Here is a 19,495-nt window from a genome sequence, read left to right on the forward strand (position 1 = left end):
CGCCGTTCGTCGGATTCGATCCCTGCGCACCGTTTCTAACGTTTCGGCTATGCATCGTGTACTGGTCACGGCCGTCCTCCTTGTCGGCCTCGCCGTTCCGTCGAGCGCGGCGGCCGCGCCCGCACCGCCCGAGTTCTCTCCCGCTGCGATCGACGCCTATCTGGCGGAGGCAATGGATTCGACCGGGCTGCCGGGAGTCTCGGTGGTGGTCACCCATGGCGACACCGTCGTACACGCCACCGGCGCGGGTCGGGATTCGCGTGGGGAGCCGATCACCGCGGACTCGCCGATGCGGATCGCTTCGCTGAGCAAGTCGATCACCGCGACCGCGGTGATGATGCTGGTCGACGACGGGCGGCTCGCGCTGGACGCGCCGGTGGTCGAGCAGCTACCCGAGTTTCGGATGGCCGATGCCCGGGCGGAGCGGATCACCGTGCGGCACTTGCTGAATCAGACCTCGGGACTGTCGGATCGGACGGTGGACATCGGCGCCACCGACACGGCGCGGTCACTGACCGATTACGTCGCCACCTTGCGCACCGGCGAGCTGGGAGCCGAGCCGGGCAGCCGGTGGGCCTACTGCAATGTCAACTACGACATCGCGGCACGACTGGTGGAAGTGGCAGGCGGCCGCAGCTTCGGCGACTTTCTGCGGGAGCGGGTCTTCGGCCCGCTGGGGATGACCGCCAGCGGCACCGACGCCGACCTACCCGCACCGCCTGACGGCTTCAATTCACTGTTCGGGCAGTGGATTGCGCGACCCGATCTCATCGGATTCGAAGGCGGCGGAGCGGGTTCGGTCATCACGACGGCAGCGGATATGGGCCGGTGGCTGATCAGCAACACCGGCAACGGCCCACAACTCGTCACCGCGCAGAGCCTGACGACGATGCACACGCCGGTTCTGCACCGGTACGGAATGGGTTGGGGTACAGAGGAAGAGGGCGAGCTGCTCGTCCATTCCGGAAACCTGTTCACCTACAACGCCGCGCAGGCGATCGACCCGGACAGCGGATACGGCTTCGCGGTGCTGACCAACAGCGCCGCACTCGCCGAAGACACCTACCCGATCATGCTCGGCCTGGCCGCGATGAGCCGTGGCGAGACACCGGAAGTGCCAGGGCACAACCGACTCTGGACCGAGCTCGCGTTCGCGGCGACCTCGGTGGCCGCACTCGGACTCGGTGTACTGGGCGCGGTCCGGGCGCGACGCTGGGCGCGCGCCAGGCGCGGGACATCGATCTGGTGGGTCGGCGCACGGCTGTTGCCCGCACTGACTCCGGTCGTGCTGTTCGCCGGGTTTCCCGCGGTCATCTCGATCATCATGAACGGGCGAACGGTCACCTGGGCGCAACTGAGCTACTTCGCGCCGCTGCCCATCGCGGCGGGCGTTGCCGCCGTAGCCGGGCTGGTCACCGTGGTGGCTCGGCTGTCTCGGCTGCGATCGGTAGGGTCGGGCGCATGAGGAACGGGGCCACGCTGGTGCTGCTCGCCGGAGCAGCCCAGGTCAACGGGTTGTTCCTCGACGATCTTCCGCTCTGGCGGCAGGCGCTGTATCTCGTGCTCGGCGTGCTCGCCTATCTCCAGGGACGACGACTGCCGTTCCCGCACGAGTGGACGGTACTCGGCGCGCTCGCGGCGCCGGGGGCGGTGCTCACGCTGGTCGACCTCTCCCTCGGCAGCGGTGTGTTCGGATCGTTCGTCCTCGCTTGCGCGCTGCCGTGGTCGGCGGGCCGGTTCCGGCGTCAGCAGGCCGAACTGCTGGCGGCCAGCGCCGAGCGCGTGACCCGTCTCGAACAGGAGCAGCGGCTGATCGGCGAGCGCGCCGAGCTGCGCGAACGCACCCGGATCGCCGCCGATATCCACGACAGCCTCGGCCACGATCTGGCGCTGATCGCCTTGCGCGCCGGTGCGCTGGAACTGGCAGGCGACCTGTCCGAGCAGAACCAGCACGCGGCGGCCGAGCTGCGGGCCTCCGCGGCGACGGCCACCGATCGGCTCCGCGAGACGATCGGGGTGCTGCGGCGGGCGGGCCCGATCGAGCCGCGGATCGACCACGTCACCACGGTCGTCGACAGTGCCCGCAGCGCCGGAATGGTCGTCACGACACAGGGTTTCGACGGAGCACCGCTGCCGCCACTCGTCGAGCGGACGGTGGCCTACATTGTGCGCGAGTCGCTGACGAACGCCGCGCGCCACGCACCCGGCGCCGAGGTGGTGATTCGCGTGGAGCGCACGGCGACACTGGTTGAGGTGACGATCGGCAACCAGCTGTCGCACGCGACGGTGGACAGTCCGCGGAGTGCGCAGACCGGAGTCGGCCTCGCAGGTCTGCGTGAGCGAGCGCACTCGCTGGACGGAACATTGCACGCCGACGCCGAGAACGACCGTTTCGTTGTCCGCGCGCGGATACCGCACGACCGGAACAGGGGAAGTCGATGACGATCCGAGTGCTGCTCGCCGACGACGAACCGTTGATCCGCGCCGGAGTCAAGGCCGTCCTGGCGACGGACCCGGACGTCGAGGTGATCGCCGAGGCAGCGGACGGCCGCGAAGCGGTCGAGTTGGCCCGCCACCACCGGCCCGACATCGCGCTGCTCGATATCCGGATGCCGCGCCTGGACGGACTCGCTGCCGCCGCCGAACTGCGCGCCACCCTGCCGTCGGTGGCGGTGGTCCTGCTGACGACCTTCGACGAGGACGGCTATGTCGACGCGGCGATGACGCACGGCGTCGACGGATTCCTGCTCAAAGCATCGGACCCGCGTGAGCTGATCCTCGGTGTCCGCGCTGTGGCCGACGGCGCGGCCTACCTGTCTCCGCGCATCGCCCAGAAGGTCATCGCCCGATTCGACGGCGCCGCACCCACCGACACCGTGGCCCGAGGGCGCGTCGACGCGCTGACCGACCGCGAACGCGAGGTCCTCGCGCTTCTCGGCCGCGGGCTGTCCAATGCCGACATCGGCCGCGCGCTGTTCGTCGCGGAGGCGACCGTGAAGTTCCATGTGAGCGCGATTCTGCGCCGCCTCGCCCTGGACAATCGCGTGCAGGCCGCGATCCTGGCATACGAAGCCGGGCTGACCCGTGGGGACAGCCCGGCTCGGTGAGCAGTGGTCAGACGATCGAGAACAGCAAGGCCGCGACCGCGAAACTCACCACGGACAGGATGGTTTCCAGGACCGTCCAGGTCTGCAGCGTCTGTTTGACGGTCATGTTGAAGTACTTCGCGATGATCCAGAAGCCACCGTCGTTCACGTGGCTGAGGATGATCGAGCCGGCCGCGATCGCCATGGCGATCAACGCGATCGACATCTGCGAGTAGCCCTGCTCGGCGACCAGCGGGGCGACGATGCCGCCCGTGGTGACGATGGCGACCGTCGCCGAACCCTGCGCGATCCGCAGCCCGCAGCTGATCAGGTAGGCGAGCACGATGATCGGCAGACCGGCCGCCGACATCGTGTCGGCCAGCGCCGTGCCGATGCCGGTGGCCGAGATGACCTTGCCGAAGAAGGCGCCCGCACCGACCACCAGCAGCACCATGCCGACCGGTTTGAGCGACTCGGCGGTGATGGTGCTCAGTTCCTGCACCGTCGAACCACGCCGGATCCCGAGGAGATAGAACGCGACGAGCACGGTGATGAGCAGCGCGACCGCGGGGGTTCCGAAGAAGGTGAGCACCTGCAACAGCGCCGAATCCTTGTCGAGGAGTTGGTAACCGAAGGTGGCGCCCAGGATCAAGACCAACGGGATCGCGATGATGGCACCGATCAACCCGACCGAGGGCGGCGCCTTCGTGATCACCGCGGTCCCGCCCGAACCTTCAGCCGGCTCAGGCTCCGGCTCCAACCGCACGAACTCCTCCGGCACCGAAACCTGCACGCGCTGACCGATATAGGAGCCCCAGACGATGCCCGCGGCGAGGAAACCCGGGATGCCACAGACGAAGCCCATGAGGATCAGCCAGCCCAGGCTCACCCCGAGCAGCCCACCGAGCGCGACGGGACCGGGGTGCGGCGGCAGGAACGCGTGCGTCATCGACAGACCCGCGAGCATCGGCATGGCGTAGAGGACCAGCGATCGCCCGCCGCGCTTGGCCGCGACGTAGACCAGGGGCGCGAGCACGAAGATGCCGATATCGAAGAACACCGGGATACCGAAGATGAGGCCGAGCAGGCCCATCGCGATGGGAGCGCCTTTCTCGCCGAACATCTTCAGCAGCTTGTCGGTGAGAACGTCGGCGCCACCGGATCTTTCGAGGATCGCGCCGAGCACGGTGCCGAGACCGATGATCACCGCGATGTGGCCGAGGATGCCACCGAAACCTGTTTCCAGCAGTGACTCACCGGCTTTCAGCGGTGTACCGACGATCTGGGAGATCGGCAGTCCGGCGGCCAGCGCCAGCAGAAGTCCGGTCAACAGCAGCGCGATGAACGGCTCCAGTTTGACCTTGATGATGGCGATGAGTAGCACAGCGATCGCGAGACCGCACAGCACCAGCAACCCGGGGGTGGTGGTGCGCAACCAGTCGATGGTGGCGCCCATGGAAGAACCTCTCAATCAAGCGAATGAACGAAATGCGCGGCTTTGGAGCCGATGTGGGACCAGCGCGCGGCCTCGACGTCGGACGGGGCCACCACTTCGGTGCCCGCGGTGACGGCGATCGCGCCCGCGCGGAGAAAGTCGCGGGCATTGTGGGAATTGACCCCGCCGGAGGGGATCAGGACCATGTGTGGGAACGGGCCGAGCAGATCTTTGACGTACTGCGGGCCGAGCGCGCGTGCCGGGAAGATCTTCACCGCCGCCGCCCCCATCTCCGCCGCGGCGAGGACCTCCGAGGGTGTGTACGCGCCCATGATCACCGGAACCGCGTGCGCTACAGCCACTTGCGCGACCTCCGGACGCAGTGCGGGTGTCACCAGGAACCGGGCACCCACCTCGATGGCCGCTTCGGCCTGCTCGCGGGTGGTCACGGTGCCGACCCCGATCACGGCGTCGGTGACCGCGGTAGCCCTGCTGATCGCGTCGAGCACACCGAGGGTGGTGAAGGTCAGTTCGACCGCCCGCAGCCCGGCGCCCGCGAGCGCCGCGGCGAGCGCGGCCGGGTCGGGGATATCAGGGGCGCGGACCACCGTGAGGGCCCGGTCCGCGCGGATCACGTCCATGGCCTCCGACGACGAGCTGAGCATCGGGTTCATCGAGTTTCCTCCTTCGTGGTGTCCAGACGCAGGGCGCGTCCGGCGCGCACGCCGGTCGCGGTGCCGTTCTCCAGCGCGAATTCGCCGTTTACCAGCACGTGCTCGATACCGCGTGCCTGCTGTTGGGGATGGTCGAATGTTGCCGTGTCGTGGATCGTCGCCGGATCGAAGACGACGAGGTCGGCGGCGTAACCGGCCCGGATCAGGCCACGCTCGGCCAGGCGAAGTCGCGCGGCCGGTCGACCGGTGAGGTGGTGCACGCAGTCCTCGAGGCCGAGAACACCCAGCTCTCGGACGTAGCGCGACAGGTAGCGCGGAAAGGTGCCCCAGGCGCGCGGGTGTGGTCGGGCGCCGACGAGCAGACCGTCGCTGCCGCCCATGTGGCCGGGGTCGACCATGATGGCGCGCACGTTCTCCTCGTGGCCGACGTGCTGCAGGATCGTGGTGGCGAGCTGGTCGCGGCGCAGCAGGTCGAAGAACACCTCCACCGGGGCGATGCCGCGCGCGGCCGCGATCTCGGCGACCGTGCGGCCGACCACGTCCGACAGCGCGTCGTCGCCGACGCCGCTGATCTGGATGGTCTCCCATTCGACAGTGACACCGTGGCAGCCGTCCGAGCCGTTGACGTCGACATCGGCGGTGATCCTGGCACGCTCGGCCGGATCGTCGAGTCGAGCCAATGCGGCGTCGGGGCCACCCGACATCGCCCAGCTGGGCAGCAACGCCGACAGGGTGGTCGAGCCGGGTAGATAGGGATAGGTGTCGAGGGTGATGTCGCAGCCGTGGGCGCGGGCCGCGGCCAGCATCGCGAGGAATTCCGGTGCGCGGCCACGGTTCACGCCGAAGTTCATGGTGGCGTGGGTCAGGTGCAGCGCGCAACCGGTGGCCTTCGCCAGGCCGATCATCTCCGCGTAGGCCTCGAGCGCGCCCGCGCCGTAGGAGCGGGTGTGCGGTGCGTAGAAGCCGCCGTAGGAGGCCACCACCGCGCACAGCGCGGCGAGTTCGCCTGTGTCGGCATACATTCCGGGTGTGTAGGTGAGTCCGCTGGACATGCCGACCGCGCCCTGGTCGAAGCCCTCGGCCAGCAGCGCGCACATCCGGTCGATCTCGGCGGTGGTGGCGACCCGCTGTTCGCTGCCGACCACGAGCATGCGCAGCGTGCCCTGCGGGACGAGGTAGGCGGCGTTGGGCGTGATGCCCCGGTCGAGGCGGTCCAGGTATTGCGCGACGGTGCGCCAGCTGAAATCGAAGTCCGCCGGGTTGCCGTTCCAGCCCGCGATCTGCTTGCGCACCATCGCGAGTGTGGCCTCGTCGATAGGCGCGTAGGACAGCCCGTCCTGGCCGATCACCTCGGTGGTGACCCCCTGGGTGATCTTCGGGAAGTGGTCGGGATGGGTGAGCAGATACAGGTCGGAATGCGCGTGCATGTCGATGAAACCAGGCGCGAGAACCGAACCCGGTGACACCCCGACGACTCTCGCGTCGGCTTCGATGGTGCCCGGTGGTGCGATCTCGGCAATGCGGCCCTCGCGGACCAGAACGTCGCCGCGGGTGCGTGGGGCGCCGGTGCCGTCGACGATGTCGATGTCACGGAAGAGCAAGTGCGTCATGGTCATCCGTCAGAAGTAGGTGCGGATCAGGTCGACCACGCGCGGGGCGGGCGCGTCGACGCTGTCGATCACCGGGATGCGGCGCCACTTGTCGAACGCGGTGCAGGGGTGCGAGAGGCCGAGCCGCACGACGGAGCCGACCGGCAGATCGGCCGGATCCGCGCCGGGCATGCGCAGGAAGGTGTGCTGATCGTTCAGCGCGGTGACCACCGCGTTCGGCGGGAGCGTGCCGCCGATGACCTGCTGGGGCACCGGTAGGCCTTCGTCGAAGGGGAAATCGCGTTTGCCGCCGTCGAGCAGGGCCAGTTCCGGTTCGGGTCGCGAGACCACCCGAGCCCAGCCGTGCATGGCCGAACGAAGGCCGGGTTGCTTCGCGGGCGCGGCGAGCGGGGAGATCCCCGCGTAGAAGCCGTCGTCGTGGACGAGGTAGGCGCCGCTGCGCAGGACCACGGTGGTCGCCACGCCGCGCGTACCCTCGGGATCGGCCAGTCCGGCGAGTTCGTCGACCACGAGTTCGGGGTAGGCACTGCCGCCGGCGGTGACGACCGCCGGACCCGAATAGGCGCCCGCCGCGGCGAGTTCGGTGTGCAGGGCGGCCAGCTCGCCGAGATAGCCGCGCACCGCCGCGACGCCCTCGGTGCTGCGATCGTGAGCCAGCGCGCCCTCGTAGCCCGCGACGCCGGCCAGGCTCAACCGCGCACTCGCGCCGACGGCGGCGGCGACCGCACGCGCTTGCGCACGGGTGCGGGCGCCGGTGCGGCCGTGCGGTCCGCCCAGTTCGACCAGCACCCGCACGCGCGGACCAGGGGCGGTATCGCGCAGGATCTTGTCCATCAGTTCGACGGTGGCGACGCCGTCTACCCAGCAGTACAACTCGAAGTCGGGATTGCGCCCCGATTCCGCTGCGGCCCAATCCAATCCGACCGGGTCGATCAGCGTATTGGCGAGCATGATCCGGTCGACGCCGAACGAGTGCGCGAGCTGCGCCTGCCACGCGGTGGCCAGGGTGATTCCCCACGACCCGGCCACGAGCTGCTCGCGCCACAGCTGCGGCGCCATCGTCGTCTTGCCGTGCGGGGCCAGCGCGACGCCCGCGCCGGTGGTCCACTCGGCCATCAGGTCGCGGTTCGCATCGAGCCTGCCGCGGTCGAGGGTGAGCAACGGCGTCTGCCACTGATCCAGACGCGGTGCGCCGTCGAGGTATTCGCGCACGGTGCTCCCCCACGCCGCGGGCGGCGCGCTCTTGTCCTGGGGTCCGAGCAACTCGTCGGCGAGGGCGTCGACGACGTCGTTGTCGATGATCACAGCATCCCTTTCTCCTCGACCGAACCCGGGGTGGCGGCTCGATCGATCATGTCGGATCAGCATTGCGTAATATGCAACGGTGGTTGCGCTGAATGTTTCTGCTCGATATTGTGCATCCCGAGGGCAGTGACCGCAAGCACGAAAGGGCGAACAAGGTGACCCAGGCAACAACCACTCGGCCCAGGGCGGTCACCGTCGGCGAGGGGCTGGCCGTGCTGATCGCGGGCGCGGGGCCGCTGGAACAGTCCGCGCGGTTCGAGCGTGGAGCGGGCGGCGCGGAGGCCAATGTGGCCGTGGTGCTGGCCCAGCTCGACGTGTCGGCGGCGTGGCTCTCGCGGGTCGGCGACGATGGATTCGGGCGATACCTCGTTGCCGAACTCGGCGCGCAGGGGGTGGACGTCGAGTCGGTCGCCGTCGATCCGATGCGGCCGACCGGTCTCTACGTCAAGGAACGCGGTGCCGGCTCCGGTGCGGCCAACGACTTGGGCGCCGACGCCAGCCGGATGCACTACTACCGCACGGGTTCGGCCGCCAGCGCGCTGTCCCCCGCCGACCTCGCGGCCCAGGCGTTGCTGCTCGACGGCGCCGATCTCGTGCACTTCACCGGTATCACCCCCGCGCTGTCGGAGTCGGCGACCGAACTCACCCGCGCCCTGCTCGCCCGCCCACGGCGCGGACTGGTCAGCTTCGACCTGAATTACCGTCCGGCGGTGTGGGGTTCGCGCGTCGACGAGGCCGCCGACCAACTCGACGCTCACATTCGCGGCGCCGACGTGGCGTTCCTCGGCGCCGACGAGGCCGAGGAGATCTTCGGCACCGGCGACCCGGCCGCCTTGCGCGCGTTGTTCCCCGAACCCGCCCAGCTGATCGTCAAGAACGACAAGCACACTGTCACCGGCTTCGACGGCGAGTCCTCGATCGAGACGCCGGCGCTGACCCTGGCGATCACCGAACGCATCGGCGCCGGTGACGCCTTCGCCGGCGGCTACCTCGCCGCCCTGCTGCACGGCGCGGACCTACGCACGCGCCTGCGGTACGGCCATCTGTGCGCGGCGGCGGCGCTGACCGCGACCGGCGATTCGGCGAAACTGCCACCGCCCGAAGATATTCAGCGCCTCGCGCTGCTCCCGGACGATATCTGGGCCACGCTGCGCTATCCGGCGGCTCTGGATGAAACGATCAGCGCATGAGTCAAAGCGTGTCGCGGGCCCTGTCCATTCTCATCGCCCTCGGCGAGAGCTCGCAGTCCCTCGACGAGCTGGCCGTCCGGCTCGGCGTCCACAAGTCGACAGTGCTGCGGCTACTGCAGACCATGCAGGCCGATCGGTTCGTCGTGCGCGACAACGCGCACCGCTACTCGCTCGGCACCCGGATGTTCGAATTGGCCAGTCGCGCATTGGAGAACCGTGATGTGCGCACCGTCGCCCGCCCGCACCTGAGCGCGCTGGGCGCGGCCACCGGGCAGACCGTGCACCTGGCCGCCTACGAATCCGGCGACGCTGTCTACATCGACAAGGTCGACGCCGAGCAGGCGGTGCGGATGTACTCGCGCATCGGCAGGCCCGCGCCGCTACACTGCACCGCTGTCGGCAAGGTGCTCGTCGCCGCGCTGCCCCGCAACGAATGGCCCGCGGTGGCAGCACGATTGGACTTCCACCCGTTCACCACCCGCACCCTGCGGACCCCCGAGCAGTATCTGGCCGAACTGAATCTCGTTGCCGTGCAGGGGTTCGCCGAAGATCACGAGGAACACGAGAGCTTCGTCAACTGCATCGGCGTCGGCGTGCGCGACGGGATCGGTTCCGTTGTCGCTGCCGTGTCGGTCTCGGTTCCCGATGTGCTGCTCGACCACGATCAGGTGCTGGCACTGTTGCCGCAGGTCAGGGCGACGGCCGACGCCATCTCCACCGAACTCGGCTGGGCCCCCGGCCGAGACGTCACCGCGAGGAAAGGCTGAACCCCATGTCCGACAAGACCGCCGTGCGCACCTCCGACGCCCCGGCGCCCGCCCACACCTTCTCCCAGGGCGTGCGCAAGGGCCCGTTCGTCCAGGTGTCCGGTCAGGGCCCGGTGGATCCGGAGACCAACGAGTACCTGCATCAAGGCGATGTCGCGGCCCAGACCACCCGCACTCTGATGAACGTCAAGGCGATCATCGACGCCTCCGGCGCCACCTTCGACGATGTGATGATGCTGCGGGTCTACCTCACCAAACGTGAGGACTTCGCGATCATGAACGAGGCGTACGGCGAGTTCGTCACGAAGCACACCAGCAACGGCGTACTGCCCTCGCGCACCACCGTTTTCACCGGCCTGCCCCGCGCGGAGATGCTGGTCGAGATCGACGCGATCGCCGTCGTAACCGACTGAGCCACGGTGATTCCCACCATGTCATGGACGCCGTCGGTGCATGCGTGTTGAGATGGGGCGCCCCCACACGGGGGTGTTCACCCCGTTCTACCCGAGGATCAGCCTATGTTCACCACGTTCGCCCGCCCGCTCGCCGTTGCCGCCCTCGCCCTGTCCGTGACCGCGATCGGTGCCGGAACCGCCTCGGCCGCCCCCGCGCAGCCGGTCGTCGGCTCGGTGTCGATCTGCACCGGCATCCCGGTCGGACCGTTCACCATCAGCGTCTGCCTCTGAGTGTTATCCCGAGTTGCGCAGGGCGGTGGCCAGGCCGTTCATGGTGAGCAGGATGCCCCGCTTCACCAGTTCGGAATCGTCACCGCCGCGCAGCCGGGCCAGCAGGTCGACCTGGAGCTGGTTCAGCGGCTCCAGGTAGGGGAAGCGGTTGTGGATCGATTCGGCCAGTGACGGGTTGTCGCTGAGCAGTTCGGTATGGCCGGTGACCGCCAGGTACATGCGGATGGTGCGCGCGTGTTCGTCGGCGATCATGGCGAAGATGTCGGCGCGCAGGGTTTTGTCGGAGACGAGCTCGGCGTAGCGCGCGGCGATGTCGAGGTCGCTCTTGGCCATCACCTGGGCCAGGTTCGACAGCACGGTGTTGAAGAACGGCCAGCGCTGATAGAGGTCGGTGAGTCGCGCGAGGCGGGCCGGGTCGTCGCCGACCCAGTCTTCGAGGGCGGTGCCGGTGCCGTACCAGCCGGGCAGCATGACCCTGGCCTGACTCCAGGCCATCACCCACGGAATGGCGCGCAGGTCCGAAACCGAGTTGGTGGGTTTGCGGGAGGCGGGGCGACTGCCGATATTGAGGTCGCCGACCTCGGCGACCGGAGTGGATTCGCGGAAGTACTCGACGAAGCCCGGGGTGTCGTGCACCAGGTTCGCGTAGGCGGCACGAGCGCGGGCGGCGAGGTCGTCGAGCAGTTCGTAGGCCGGTTCCGCGTCGTCGCCGAGGCCCTCCACATCCAGGAGCGTCGATTCGAGCGTGCCCGCGATCAGTGATTCCAGATTGCGATGTGCCGCACCGGATTCGGAATACTTCGCGGCGATCACCTCGCCCTGCTCGGTCAGTCGCAGCGATCCTCGCACCGCGCCCGCGGGCTGCGCCAGGATCGCGTCGTAGCTGCGGCCGCCACCGCGACCGACGGTGCCGCCACGACCGTGGAACAGCCGCAACCGGATTCCCGCTTGCCTTGCCACCTCCACCAGGTCGAGTTCCGCGCGGTAGAGGGCCCAGTTCGCGGCGAGGTATCCGCCGTCCTTGTTGGAATCGGAGTAGCCGAGCATCACTTCCTGGCGCATGCCCGCCGCCTCGACCAACTCGCGATAGACCGGAACCTCCAGCACCGCGGCCAGAGTCGTCGCACCGGCGCTCAGGTCCTCGATGGTTTCGAAGAGCGGGACGATACCGACGGGACAGCTGGGCGCGGTGTCGGCGCTGCCCGGATCGAGAATGCCCGCCTCCTTCAGCAGCAACGCCGCTTCGAGCATGTCGCTGACCGAGGTGCACATGCTGATGATGTAGTTCGGGATGGCGGCGGCGCCGAAGGTATCGATGACCTCCTTGGCGGCGCCCAAGACCCCCAGCTCTTTGGTGGCGAGCTCGCTCAGCTGCGCGTTCGGCCCGAGAAGTGGTCGGCGCGTGCGCAATTCGGCGGCCAGCAACTCCACGCGCTCGGCCTCGGCCAGGCTCGGATAGTCGGGGTGCACACCCGACCACGCCAGCAGTTCGGTGACGACCTGTTCGTGCACCTCGGAGTTCTGGCGCATGTCGAGGCCCTGCAGGTGGAAACCGAAGGTTTCGATGGCGTGGCGCAGGGCGGCGAGGCGGTCGTCGGCGAGCAGTCCGTCGCCGCTGGCGCGCATGGACTGATCGATCGCGTCGAGGTCGTCGAGGACGGCTTGGGGTGTCGGATACGGGGCCGCGCCGGCATCGAGGCCCTGCTCGGGCAGTTCGCCCAGTGCCAGCTCGGCGGTAGCGCTGAGGCGGCCCCGAATCGCGTGCAGCGCGCGGCGATACGGTTCGTCGGCGAACAGGCCTGGGTCGGGATATCCCGCGGCCGAGAGCTCTGCGACCAGGGGCGACACCTGTACCAGCCGCGCCGATTGCGACAGGGTCTTCTCGAGTTCGACCAGCTCGTCCAGGTACCGGCCGAAAACGTAGGCGGCGGCTTGTTCGGCCGCCGTGTGCACGACGTCCGCTGTGACGAACGGGTTTCCGTCGCGGTCGCCGCCGATCCACGATCCGGGCCGCAGCATCGGGCGTGGCAGGAGCTCCTTCCCGGGCCAGCGCGCCCGCAGCGCGGCCCGTACCTGCGCGTTGATCGCGGGGATCACGTCGTAGAGGGTCAGGTCGTAGTAGCGCAGCCCGACCGAGATCTCGTCCTGGATCCGCAAGCGCGCCAACCGGATCAGCGCCGTCCGCCACAGGGTGAGCACTTCGCGCCGGATCCGCAGTTCGGATTCCTCGAGACCGGACTCACCGGGTTCGAGGCGGCGACGAAGGCGCATGAGCTCGGTGATCTTGGACTGCACGTCGAAGACGGTGCGCCTGCGGGTTTCGGTCGGATGCGCAGTGATCACCGGGGAGACGAGCGCGTCGGTGAGCAAGTCTGCCACCACCGAACCGTCCAGGCCGGCCGCGTCGAGCTTGTCGTAGGTGGCGGCCAGCGAGGAATCCTGCGGTGGCTCACCCGCCGCCATGTGCGCGGCGCGGCGTCGATCACGTTGGATGTCCTCGGCCAGATTGGCCAACAGAACGAAGTAGCTGAACGCCCGGATCAGTGGGATCGCGACCTCGGTGGGAGTGCCGTCGAGCATATCGGCGACGGCGCTGCGCTCGACCTCTTCGCGGCGCACCCGGAACGCCTCGATCCGGACGCGTTCGATCAGGTCGAACACCTCGGGACCTTCGTGGTCGCGGATGGTGTCGCCCAGGATGCCGCCGAGGAAGCGGATGTCCTCGCGCAGCGGCCGGGTTGCTTCGGGTTCCATCTCGATTCGCGATTCGCCCATGGTCAGACAGTATTGCCGCGGGCCCGCGGGCGCGACCCGACGCCGCACCCGCCCCGCATGTCGCGCTCAGCCGCGGTGGCGGGCGGTGAAGCGGATCTGGTTGCCCCACGGGTCACGGAACGCGCAGTCGCGGCCGTATTGCTGGGTCACGATCTCCTGCGCGACCTCTGCCCCGGCGTCGCGAATCCGGGCGAAGGTGCCGTCGAGGTCGTCGGTGGCGAAGATGACGGTGGATTGGGCGCCGCCGTCGATCCGCGCCCGCGCGGCCGCCCGGTAAGCGGCGTCGGGGGCCATCTCCGGGACCTCGAGCACGAATTCCAGATTCTGCTGGTCGACCGGACCGACCGTCAGCCAGCGCGTGTTGTCGCCGAACGGCATGTCGGTGCGGACCTGAAGGCCGATCAGGTCGCGATAGAAGGTGAGAGCCTCGTCCTGATTGCCCACGAGCAGCATGACGTGGGTGAGGGAGAGATCTTCGCCGTGGCGCATACGGTCTCCTCTGGTCGGGCACGGATGGGCGCGCCGACGTCGTCGGCGCCTGCCGTCCAGAGTAGACAGCAAACCTAGAGTTGCCGGATCACCCGCGCCGGATTGCCCGCCGCGAACACCCGGTCCGGCAGGTCACGGGTCACCACGCTGCCCGCGCCGACCACCACATCGTCCCCGATCGTCACACCGGGGCACACGATCACCCCGCCGCCGAACCACGCGTTGTTGCCGATCCGGATCGGCGCTGCCGATTCCCAACGCTGCCTGCGCTTTTCGTGATCTTCCATCGGATGCAGCGCGGTGAGCAACTGGCAGCGCGGCCCGATCGAACAGTCGTCCCCGATGGTGATCGGCGCGCAATCGAGCAGGATCGCGTCGTAGTTGAGAAAGCTGTTCGCCCCGATCTCGATCAGGTAGCCGTAGTCGCACTGGAACCGCGGCATGATCCAGGACCCCTCCCCCAGCTTGCCGAGGAGATCACCCAGCAACTCGGTCCGCCGCCAGGTCTCGTCGGGCCCGGTGCGGTTGAACTCGTCGCACAATCGCTGCGCCCGTTGCCGTTCGGCCACGAGTTCTGGATCGTTGTCCCGATACAGCTCCCCGGCCAGCATCCGCTGCTTCTGTTCGCCCACCCCGCCGAGTGTAGGGGCGGGCGAACAGGGCACGGGTGTGCCGCTTCCGGCGATTTACTTCGCCGGGTCGACCCCGAAGGTCTTGGCGATGTCGTCGAGCACCGCGTGCGCGCCGGTGAGGCCGACCGAGGTCAGCCACACCAGGTCGTCGACCGGAGTGACCTTGCCCCGCAGCTGATTCCACAGCGGGTTGGCCGCGGCAGCCGCCTTGCGCTGGGTGGCGGCGTCCTCGCCGTTGCTGGTGAGGAAGATGTAGTCGGCGTCGGCGTCGAGGAGACGCTCCGGGCTCAGGGTGATCGAGAAGTCGTTCTTCGGATCGTCGGACTTGTCGAGCTGGTTCAGGCCGGTGTCGGCGAAGATGTCGCCGACGAAGCTGACCCGCTGCATCAGCCGGTCCTCCTTGGGCAGGAAGCGCAGCAACGACACGGTGGGCGCGTTGCCGCCGTTCTTCTCCTTGATCGCCGCGCCGATCTTGGTGGCGCGGTCCTGGTAGGCCGCGAGCTTGACCTCGGCGAGGTTCTCCTTGTCGACCGCCTTGGCGAGCAGCAGGAGATTTTCCTTCCAGGTGGCGCCGGTGGTCTGACTGAACACGACCGGGACCGTGCCCGACCCGAGCTTGATGCCCTTGAACTGCTCGTACTGCTTCTCGTGCCGCACCTTCGCCGACACGATCAGATCCGGTCGGGCGCCTGCCAGCTTCTCGATATCGGGGGTCTGCAGGTTGCCGATGTTCACCGCTCGCCCGCCGCAGGTCTGGGCGGCCGCGCCGAGGAACGCGGGCAACTTCTCGCCCATGGCCTGGTACGTCGTGTACGCGACCACTTCGGTGTTCAGCACCAGGGCGGCGTCGACGAATGTCTGGTCGAGGGCGGCGATCCGGACCGGCCTGGTGGTAATGGTGGCCGGGTCGACCACCGTGCCGACATTGGTGCCTGCCTTGTCCTTGACCGCCCCTGCCTCGATGGTGCGCGGGTAGGCGCCGCCGTCGAGGTTGCTCGCGGCATCGCAATCGCTGCCTGCGGCGCCGGTGCCCGACCGATCCTGGCCACACGCGGACAGGCTCAGTACGGCGGCGGCAACTGCCGCCGCGGCGGCGAGCCGACGGCTCAGTGGGGTCTTCATCGAGGTCTCCCGGGTGGTTCAGAGTTCTTTAGGGTTGCTAACCTAGCGAAGCCTTACCTAATTACCAACTATGAAGAGGAATAGTGCCCGCATCGCCGCCCGGAGTCGTGTTCGCCAACACGCGGTCTCGCCGGTTGCTACTCGTCGCCGGACTCTTGGCCGCGGTATTCGCGGCCGTTCTGCTGAGTTTGGCCATCGGTTCCAAACTCATTGCTCCCCTTGATGTTCTGCACGCGCTCGGCGGCACGACCGACACCGAGACCGGGGCCATCGTCAACGGCCTTCGCCTGCCGCGCACTCTGCTCGGCGTGCTCGCCGGTCTCGCGCTCGGCATCGCGGGCGCGGTGATCCAGGGGCACACCAGAAATCCCCTGGCCGATCCGGCGCTGCTCGGCATCACCCAGGGCGCGGCTCTCGGCATCGTCCTCGCGGTGATGATCGGCGGCATCTCGAGCCTGTTCGGTTATGTGTGGTTCGGCTTCGCCGGTGCGCTGATCGCGACCATCACCGTGTTCGTCATCGGCGCGACGGGCCGCGGCGGACCAACGCCGGTGACCCTCGCCTTGGCCGGCGCCGCCGTCAGCTACCTGCTGCAGGGCCTGATCTCGGCGGTGGTGCTGTTCGACACCGATGTCACCGACATCTACCGCTTCTGGAAGGCCGGGTCGCTGGTCGGGTCCAACCTCGACGTGCTCGGCAAGGCGACACCGTTCGTCCTCGTCGGGATCGTCCTCGCCCTGGCCAACACCTCCGCGCTCAACGCCCTCGGCCTCGGCGAGGACACCGCCCGCGCCCTCGGCCACCGTGTCTTGTTGGCGCGCACCGTCGGTATCGGCTCGATCGTGCTGTTGACCGGTGCGGTCGTGGCGATCGCCGGGCCGTTGGGCTTCGTCGGGCTCGTCGTTCCGCACCTGGCGCGTGGCATCACCGGGCCCGACTACCGCTGGCTGGTGCCCGTCGCCGGGCTGCTCGGCGTGGTCATGGTGCTGGTCGCCGACATCGCGGGACGGCTGGTCCTGGACAAGGGCGAACTGCCCGCGGGCATCATGCTCGCCTTCGTCGGCGTCCCGTTCTTCATCGTGCTGGTCCGCCGCCGAAAGCTGGTGAGCATATGAGCACCGTCCGGGCGGTCCGGCTGGGACCGGTGTCATGGCAACTGCGACTACGCACGACGGCGGTCCTGTTGCTCGGACTCGCGATACTCTGCGCCGCGGCCTGCGTCGCGCTCGCGCTGGGCACCTACACGATGCCCGACGGAGGTCCGGTCACGCCGTGGGACGTGCTCGCGGTCCTTACCGGTGGTGGCGACGACGGCCTCGCCTATGTGGTGTGGGATCTGCGACTGCCCCGGATTCTCACCGGCGCGCTGGTCGGCGCGGCACTCGCGTTGTCCGGTGCGATCACTCAGGGCATCGCCCGAAACCCGTTGTCCAGTCCCGATATTCTCGGCGTCACCGCGGGCTCGAGCGTGGCCGCGGTCGCGGTGATCGCCCTGTCCGGCAGCCGCGGCCAGATCAGCGGTGCCGCCGCCGAGATCGGGGTGCCCGTGGCGTCCATGCTGGGCGGATTGCTCGCCGCGCTGTGCGTTTTCGTGCTGGCCTGGCGAGGCGGGATCGAAGGCTATCGGCTCGTGCTCGTCGGTCTCGGCGCCGGTTCGCTGCTCTCGAGCGTGACCTTCTGGCTGCTCAGCGTCGGCGACGTCGATGTCGCGGCACGAGCGGTGACCTGGCTGACCGGCAGCCTCAACGGCAGCAGCTGGATCCAGGTGACACCGGTGGCGATCGCCCTGGCCCTCCTGGTGCCGGTGGTGCTCGCGGGCACCCACCTGCTCGGCGCGCTGCACTTCGGCGACGACACCGCCCGCTCGCTCGGGGTGCGGCTCGACGCCGCCCGTCTGACGCTGCTGGTCCTGGCCGTGCTGCTCGCCGGAGTCGCCACCGCCTCGGCGGGCGCCATCATCTTCGTCGCGCTCGCGGTGCCGCAGGTGGCGCTGCGCCTGACCGGTTCGGCGCAGCCACCGCTGCTCACCTCGGTCGTGCTGGGCGCGGGCTTCACCGTCGCCGCCGATCTCGTCGCCCGCACCCTGTTGCCCGCAGGCGAACTTCCCGTCGGGGTGATCACCGCCGTCCTCGGCGCGCCCTATCTGATCTATCTGTTGATGCGGCGCAACCGTGCCGGGAAAGCGGGCGTGTGATGACCGTTCGGCTACAGGCCAGCGATCTGACCCTCGGCTACGGACCGACCACCGTCGTCGACGGTCTCGACCTGGACATCACCGGTGGCACCGTCACCGCGGTGATCGGACCCAACGGTTGCGGCAAATCCACGCTCCTGCGCGCGATGGCCCGGCTGATGCGCCCCACCGGCGGCCACGTCCATTTGGACGGCAAGCGGATCGACCGCATGTCGACCAAGGAGGTGGCGCGCGTGCTGGGCATCCTGCCCCAATCACCGCTCGCCCCCGAAGGTCTCACCGTCGCCGACCTGGTCGCCCGCGGCAGACATCCGCACCAGCGCTGGTACCGCCAGTGGTCCGACGACGACGAATCCGCCATCAACGAAGCCCTGAACTGGACCGACATGGTCGAGTTCGCCGATCGATCACTCGACGAGCTGTCCGGCGGGCAACGCCAGCGCGCCTGGATCTCGATGGCGCTGGCCCAGAACACCGACCTGCTGCTGCTCGACGAACCCACGACCTTCCTCGACCTCGCCCACCAGATCGAGGTGCTCGACCTGGTCCGGCGCCTGCACGCCGAAGCGGGCCGGACGGTGGTGATGGTGCTGCACGACTTGAATCTCGCCGCGCGCTACGCCCATCGACTGGTCGCGATGCGCGCGGGCCGGGTGGTTGCCGCGGGAACGCCGGCCGAAGTTCTCACCGAGGACGTGGTGGCGGAGGTCTTCGGGCTGCGCGCGAAGGTGATCGACGACCCGGTCACCGGAACCCCGCTGGTGGTCCCGATCGGACCCGTCGACACCGATATCTCGCCCGAACCCTGAACAGTAGGGTCATGGGGTGACATCTGGGCGGACGCGACACAACTACACCGGCACCTCGGTCGCCGAACGGCAGGTCGAGCGCCGGGCGCTGTTCATCGACGCGGGACTGACCGTGTTCGCGGAGAAGTCGTACGCCAACAGTTCGCTGACCGATGTGTGCGCGGTCGCGGGGTTGTCGCGTCGGCAGTTCTACGAGCAGTTCGCCGGGCGCGAGGAACTACTCGTCGCGGTGTACGACGCCGTGCAGGACAAGGCCGGGGCAGCGGTGGCAGAAGCGCTGGCGGCGGCGGAATCCGACGATCTGCGCGCGCTCATCGAGGCGGCGGTGCGGGCGTACGCGGAGGCGATTACCGACGACATCCGGTGCGCCAAAGTCGCTTTCGTCGACATCGTCGGGGTGAGCCCGGATATCGAGGCGTACCGAGCGCAGGTCAGGGATCGGTGGGGTGCGGTGGTCACCGCGATCGCCGCAGGTCGCGACGGGGTGCGGATACCGCCCGGCGGGTGGCGGGTGCCGATGGCGGCGTTCATCGGGGCGGTGAACGGCGCCGTGCACCAGTGGAGCCTGGACGACCCGCGACCGCCCGTCGACGAGCTGGTCGATGTCTTCTCCACCATCCTGAACAGTCTGATTTCGGCGACATCGCCCGGCGACTGATTGCGATCTACGCCACACACGTGTCATAGTCTCCGTCATTGAGACGCTGGTGTCTCAAAATAT

At 68.6% G+C, this 19,495-nt stretch carries 19 protein-coding genes; 11 read left to right on the forward strand and 8 right to left on the reverse strand.

Features of this window, described 5'->3' with window-relative positions; genetic code table 11:
- Nucleotides 1–49: 49 nt before the first annotated feature.
- The 3 genes from IBJ82_RS27190 to IBJ82_RS27200 are packed head-to-tail and all read left to right on the forward strand — an operon-like array spanning nt 50 to nt 3,107.
- Nucleotides 50–1,465: a serine hydrolase gene (locus tag IBJ82_RS27190; protein WP_194828841.1), complete on the forward strand. Its 1,416-nt coding sequence runs from the start codon at nt 50–52 to the stop codon at nt 1,463–1,465.
- A complete protein-coding gene (locus tag IBJ82_RS27195; protein ID WP_194828842.1) occupies nt 1,462–2,442 on the forward strand; it encodes a sensor histidine kinase in 981 nt (326 codons plus the stop codon). The genes IBJ82_RS27190 and IBJ82_RS27195 overlap by 4 nt, the downstream gene beginning before the upstream one ends.
- Entirely contained in the window at nt 2,439–3,107 is a 669-nt protein-coding gene (locus IBJ82_RS27200) for a response regulator transcription factor (protein ID WP_194828843.1), read from the forward strand. The genes IBJ82_RS27195 and IBJ82_RS27200 overlap by 4 nt, the downstream gene beginning before the upstream one ends.
- Before the next feature lie 7 nt (nt 3,108–3,114).
- Here the strand turns inward: IBJ82_RS27200 and IBJ82_RS27205 are convergent, their stop codons facing one another.
- The 4 genes from IBJ82_RS27205 to IBJ82_RS27220 are packed head-to-tail and all read right to left on the reverse strand — an operon-like array spanning nt 3,115 to nt 8,110.
- Nucleotides 3,115–4,542, reverse strand: a complete 1,428-nt coding sequence (locus IBJ82_RS27205; RefSeq protein WP_194828844.1) for a GntP family permease — start codon at nt 4,540–4,542, stop codon at nt 3,115–3,117.
- Nucleotides 4,543–4,553: 11 nt separating this feature from the next.
- Nucleotides 4,554–5,195 (reverse strand): bifunctional 4-hydroxy-2-oxoglutarate aldolase/2-dehydro-3-deoxy-phosphogluconate aldolase, encoded by a 642-nt coding sequence (locus IBJ82_RS27210; RefSeq protein ID WP_194828845.1) that lies wholly within the window; start codon nt 5,193–5,195, stop codon nt 4,554–4,556.
- A complete protein-coding gene (locus IBJ82_RS27215; protein WP_194828846.1) occupies nt 5,192–6,805 on the reverse strand; it encodes an amidohydrolase family protein in 1,614 nt (537 codons plus the stop codon). Before IBJ82_RS27215 ends, IBJ82_RS27210 begins: the two co-directional genes overlap by 4 nt.
- Nucleotides 6,806–6,814: 9 nt before the next feature.
- Nucleotides 6,815–8,110 carry an amino acid deaminase gene (locus IBJ82_RS27220; RefSeq protein ID WP_370585499.1) on the reverse strand — a complete coding sequence of 432 codons (1,296 nt, stop codon included), beginning with the start codon at nt 8,108–8,110 and terminating at the stop codon, nt 6,815–6,817.
- 92 nt (nt 8,111–8,202) lie between these two features.
- Between IBJ82_RS27220 and IBJ82_RS27225 the strand changes: the two genes are divergently transcribed.
- The 4 genes from IBJ82_RS27225 (at nt 8,203) to IBJ82_RS27240 (ending at nt 10,753) form a co-directional block, all read left to right on the forward strand.
- Complete coding sequence (locus IBJ82_RS27225) at nt 8,203–9,300, forward strand: sugar kinase (protein ID WP_194828848.1); 1,098 nt, start codon at nt 8,203–8,205, stop codon at nt 9,298–9,300.
- Nucleotides 9,297–10,067: an IclR family transcriptional regulator gene (locus IBJ82_RS27230; protein WP_194828849.1), complete on the forward strand. Its 771-nt coding sequence runs from the start codon at nt 9,297–9,299 to the stop codon at nt 10,065–10,067. The genes IBJ82_RS27225 and IBJ82_RS27230 overlap by 4 nt, the downstream gene beginning before the upstream one ends.
- Nucleotides 10,068–10,072: 5 nt before the next feature.
- Nucleotides 10,073–10,480 carry a RidA family protein gene (locus IBJ82_RS27235; protein WP_063005051.1) on the forward strand — a complete coding sequence of 136 codons (408 nt, stop codon included), beginning with the start codon at nt 10,073–10,075 and terminating at the stop codon, nt 10,478–10,480.
- 105 nt (nt 10,481–10,585) lie between these two features.
- A complete protein-coding gene (locus IBJ82_RS27240; protein ID WP_194828850.1) occupies nt 10,586–10,753 on the forward strand; it encodes a hypothetical protein in 168 nt (55 codons plus the stop codon).
- 3 nt (nt 10,754–10,756) lie between these two features.
- On the opposite strand, the gene ppc is transcribed toward IBJ82_RS27240, so the two are convergent.
- The 4 genes from ppc to IBJ82_RS27260 form a co-directional block, all read right to left on the reverse strand.
- Entirely contained in the window at nt 10,757–13,528 is a 2,772-nt protein-coding gene (gene ppc, locus IBJ82_RS27245) for a phosphoenolpyruvate carboxylase (protein ID WP_194828851.1), read from the reverse strand.
- Nucleotides 13,529–13,594: 66 nt separating this feature from the next.
- A complete protein-coding gene (locus IBJ82_RS27250; RefSeq protein WP_194828852.1) occupies nt 13,595–14,017 on the reverse strand; it encodes a VOC family protein in 423 nt (140 codons plus the stop codon).
- A gap of 74 nt (nt 14,018–14,091) precedes the next feature.
- Nucleotides 14,092–14,649, reverse strand: coding sequence for a sugar O-acetyltransferase (locus tag IBJ82_RS27255; RefSeq protein WP_194828853.1), 558 nt, complete (start codon nt 14,647–14,649; stop codon nt 14,092–14,094).
- A gap of 54 nt (nt 14,650–14,703) precedes the next feature.
- A complete protein-coding gene (locus tag IBJ82_RS27260; RefSeq protein WP_194828854.1) occupies nt 14,704–15,771 on the reverse strand; it encodes an ABC transporter substrate-binding protein in 1,068 nt (355 codons plus the stop codon).
- Nucleotides 15,772–15,878: 107 nt separating this feature from the next.
- Here IBJ82_RS27260 and IBJ82_RS27265 point away from each other — a divergent pair, with 107 nt between their 5' ends.
- Genes IBJ82_RS27265 through IBJ82_RS27280 form a run of 4 tightly spaced genes read left to right on the forward strand, consistent with a single transcriptional unit; the run spans nt 15,879 to nt 19,432 of the window.
- Nucleotides 15,879–16,886, forward strand: a complete 1,008-nt coding sequence (locus tag IBJ82_RS27265; RefSeq protein ID WP_370585500.1) for a FecCD family ABC transporter permease — start codon at nt 15,879–15,881, stop codon at nt 16,884–16,886.
- Complete coding sequence (locus IBJ82_RS27270; protein ID WP_194828856.1) at nt 16,883–17,965, forward strand: iron chelate uptake ABC transporter family permease subunit; 1,083 nt, start codon at nt 16,883–16,885, stop codon at nt 17,963–17,965. Before IBJ82_RS27265 ends, IBJ82_RS27270 begins: the two co-directional genes overlap by 4 nt.
- Nucleotides 17,965–18,774 (forward strand): ABC transporter ATP-binding protein, encoded by an 810-nt coding sequence (locus IBJ82_RS27275; RefSeq protein WP_194828857.1) that lies wholly within the window; start codon nt 17,965–17,967, stop codon nt 18,772–18,774. Before IBJ82_RS27270 ends, IBJ82_RS27275 begins: the two co-directional genes overlap by 1 nt.
- Nucleotides 18,775–18,790: 16 nt before the next feature.
- Complete coding sequence (locus IBJ82_RS27280) at nt 18,791–19,432, forward strand: TetR/AcrR family transcriptional regulator (protein WP_194828858.1); 642 nt, start codon at nt 18,791–18,793, stop codon at nt 19,430–19,432.
- Nucleotides 19,433–19,495 lie beyond the last annotated feature (63 nt).

This window comes from Nocardia sp. XZ_19_231, from assembly GCF_015355705.1.
Classification (GTDB): domain Bacteria; phylum Actinomycetota; class Actinomycetes; order Mycobacteriales; family Mycobacteriaceae; genus Nocardia; species Nocardia salmonicida.

Excerpts from the sequence above, each read along its gene's own strand:
- IBJ82_RS27250 (WP_194828852.1), bottom strand. The coding sequence starts at position 14,017 with ATGCGCCACGGCGAAGATCTCTCCCTCACCCACGTCATGCTGCTCGTG.
- IBJ82_RS27275 (WP_194828857.1), top strand. The coding sequence starts at position 17,965 with ATGACCGTTCGGCTACAGGCCAGCGATCTGACCCTCGGCTACGGACCG.
- ppc (WP_194828851.1), bottom strand. The coding sequence starts at position 13,528 with ATGGGCGAATCGCGAATCGAGATGGAACCCGAAGCAACCCGGCCGCTG.
- IBJ82_RS27240 (WP_194828850.1), top strand. The coding sequence starts at position 10,586 with ATGTTCACCACGTTCGCCCGCCCGCTCGCCGTTGCCGCCCTCGCCCTG.
- IBJ82_RS27270 (WP_194828856.1), top strand. The coding sequence starts at position 16,883 with ATGAGCACCGTCCGGGCGGTCCGGCTGGGACCGGTGTCATGGCAACTG.
- IBJ82_RS27205 (WP_194828844.1), bottom strand. The coding sequence starts at position 4,542 with ATGGGCGCCACCATCGACTGGTTGCGCACCACCACCCCCGGGTTGCTG.
- IBJ82_RS27210 (WP_194828845.1), bottom strand. The coding sequence starts at position 5,195 with ATGAACCCGATGCTCAGCTCGTCGTCGGAGGCCATGGACGTGATCCGC.
- IBJ82_RS27235 (WP_063005051.1), top strand. The coding sequence starts at position 10,073 with ATGTCCGACAAGACCGCCGTGCGCACCTCCGACGCCCCGGCGCCCGCC.
- IBJ82_RS27195 (WP_194828842.1), top strand. The coding sequence starts at position 1,462 with ATGAGGAACGGGGCCACGCTGGTGCTGCTCGCCGGAGCAGCCCAGGTC.
- IBJ82_RS27260 (WP_194828854.1), bottom strand. The coding sequence starts at position 15,771 with ATGAAGACCCCACTGAGCCGTCGGCTCGCCGCCGCGGCGGCAGTTGCC.
- IBJ82_RS27225 (WP_194828848.1), top strand. The coding sequence starts at position 8,203 with ATGTTTCTGCTCGATATTGTGCATCCCGAGGGCAGTGACCGCAAGCAC.
- IBJ82_RS27230 (WP_194828849.1), top strand. The coding sequence starts at position 9,297 with ATGAGTCAAAGCGTGTCGCGGGCCCTGTCCATTCTCATCGCCCTCGGC.
- IBJ82_RS27215 (WP_194828846.1), bottom strand. The coding sequence starts at position 6,805 with ATGACGCACTTGCTCTTCCGTGACATCGACATCGTCGACGGCACCGGC.
- IBJ82_RS27200 (WP_194828843.1), top strand. The coding sequence starts at position 2,439 with ATGACGATCCGAGTGCTGCTCGCCGACGACGAACCGTTGATCCGCGCC.
- IBJ82_RS27190 (WP_194828841.1), top strand. The coding sequence starts at position 50 with ATGCATCGTGTACTGGTCACGGCCGTCCTCCTTGTCGGCCTCGCCGTT.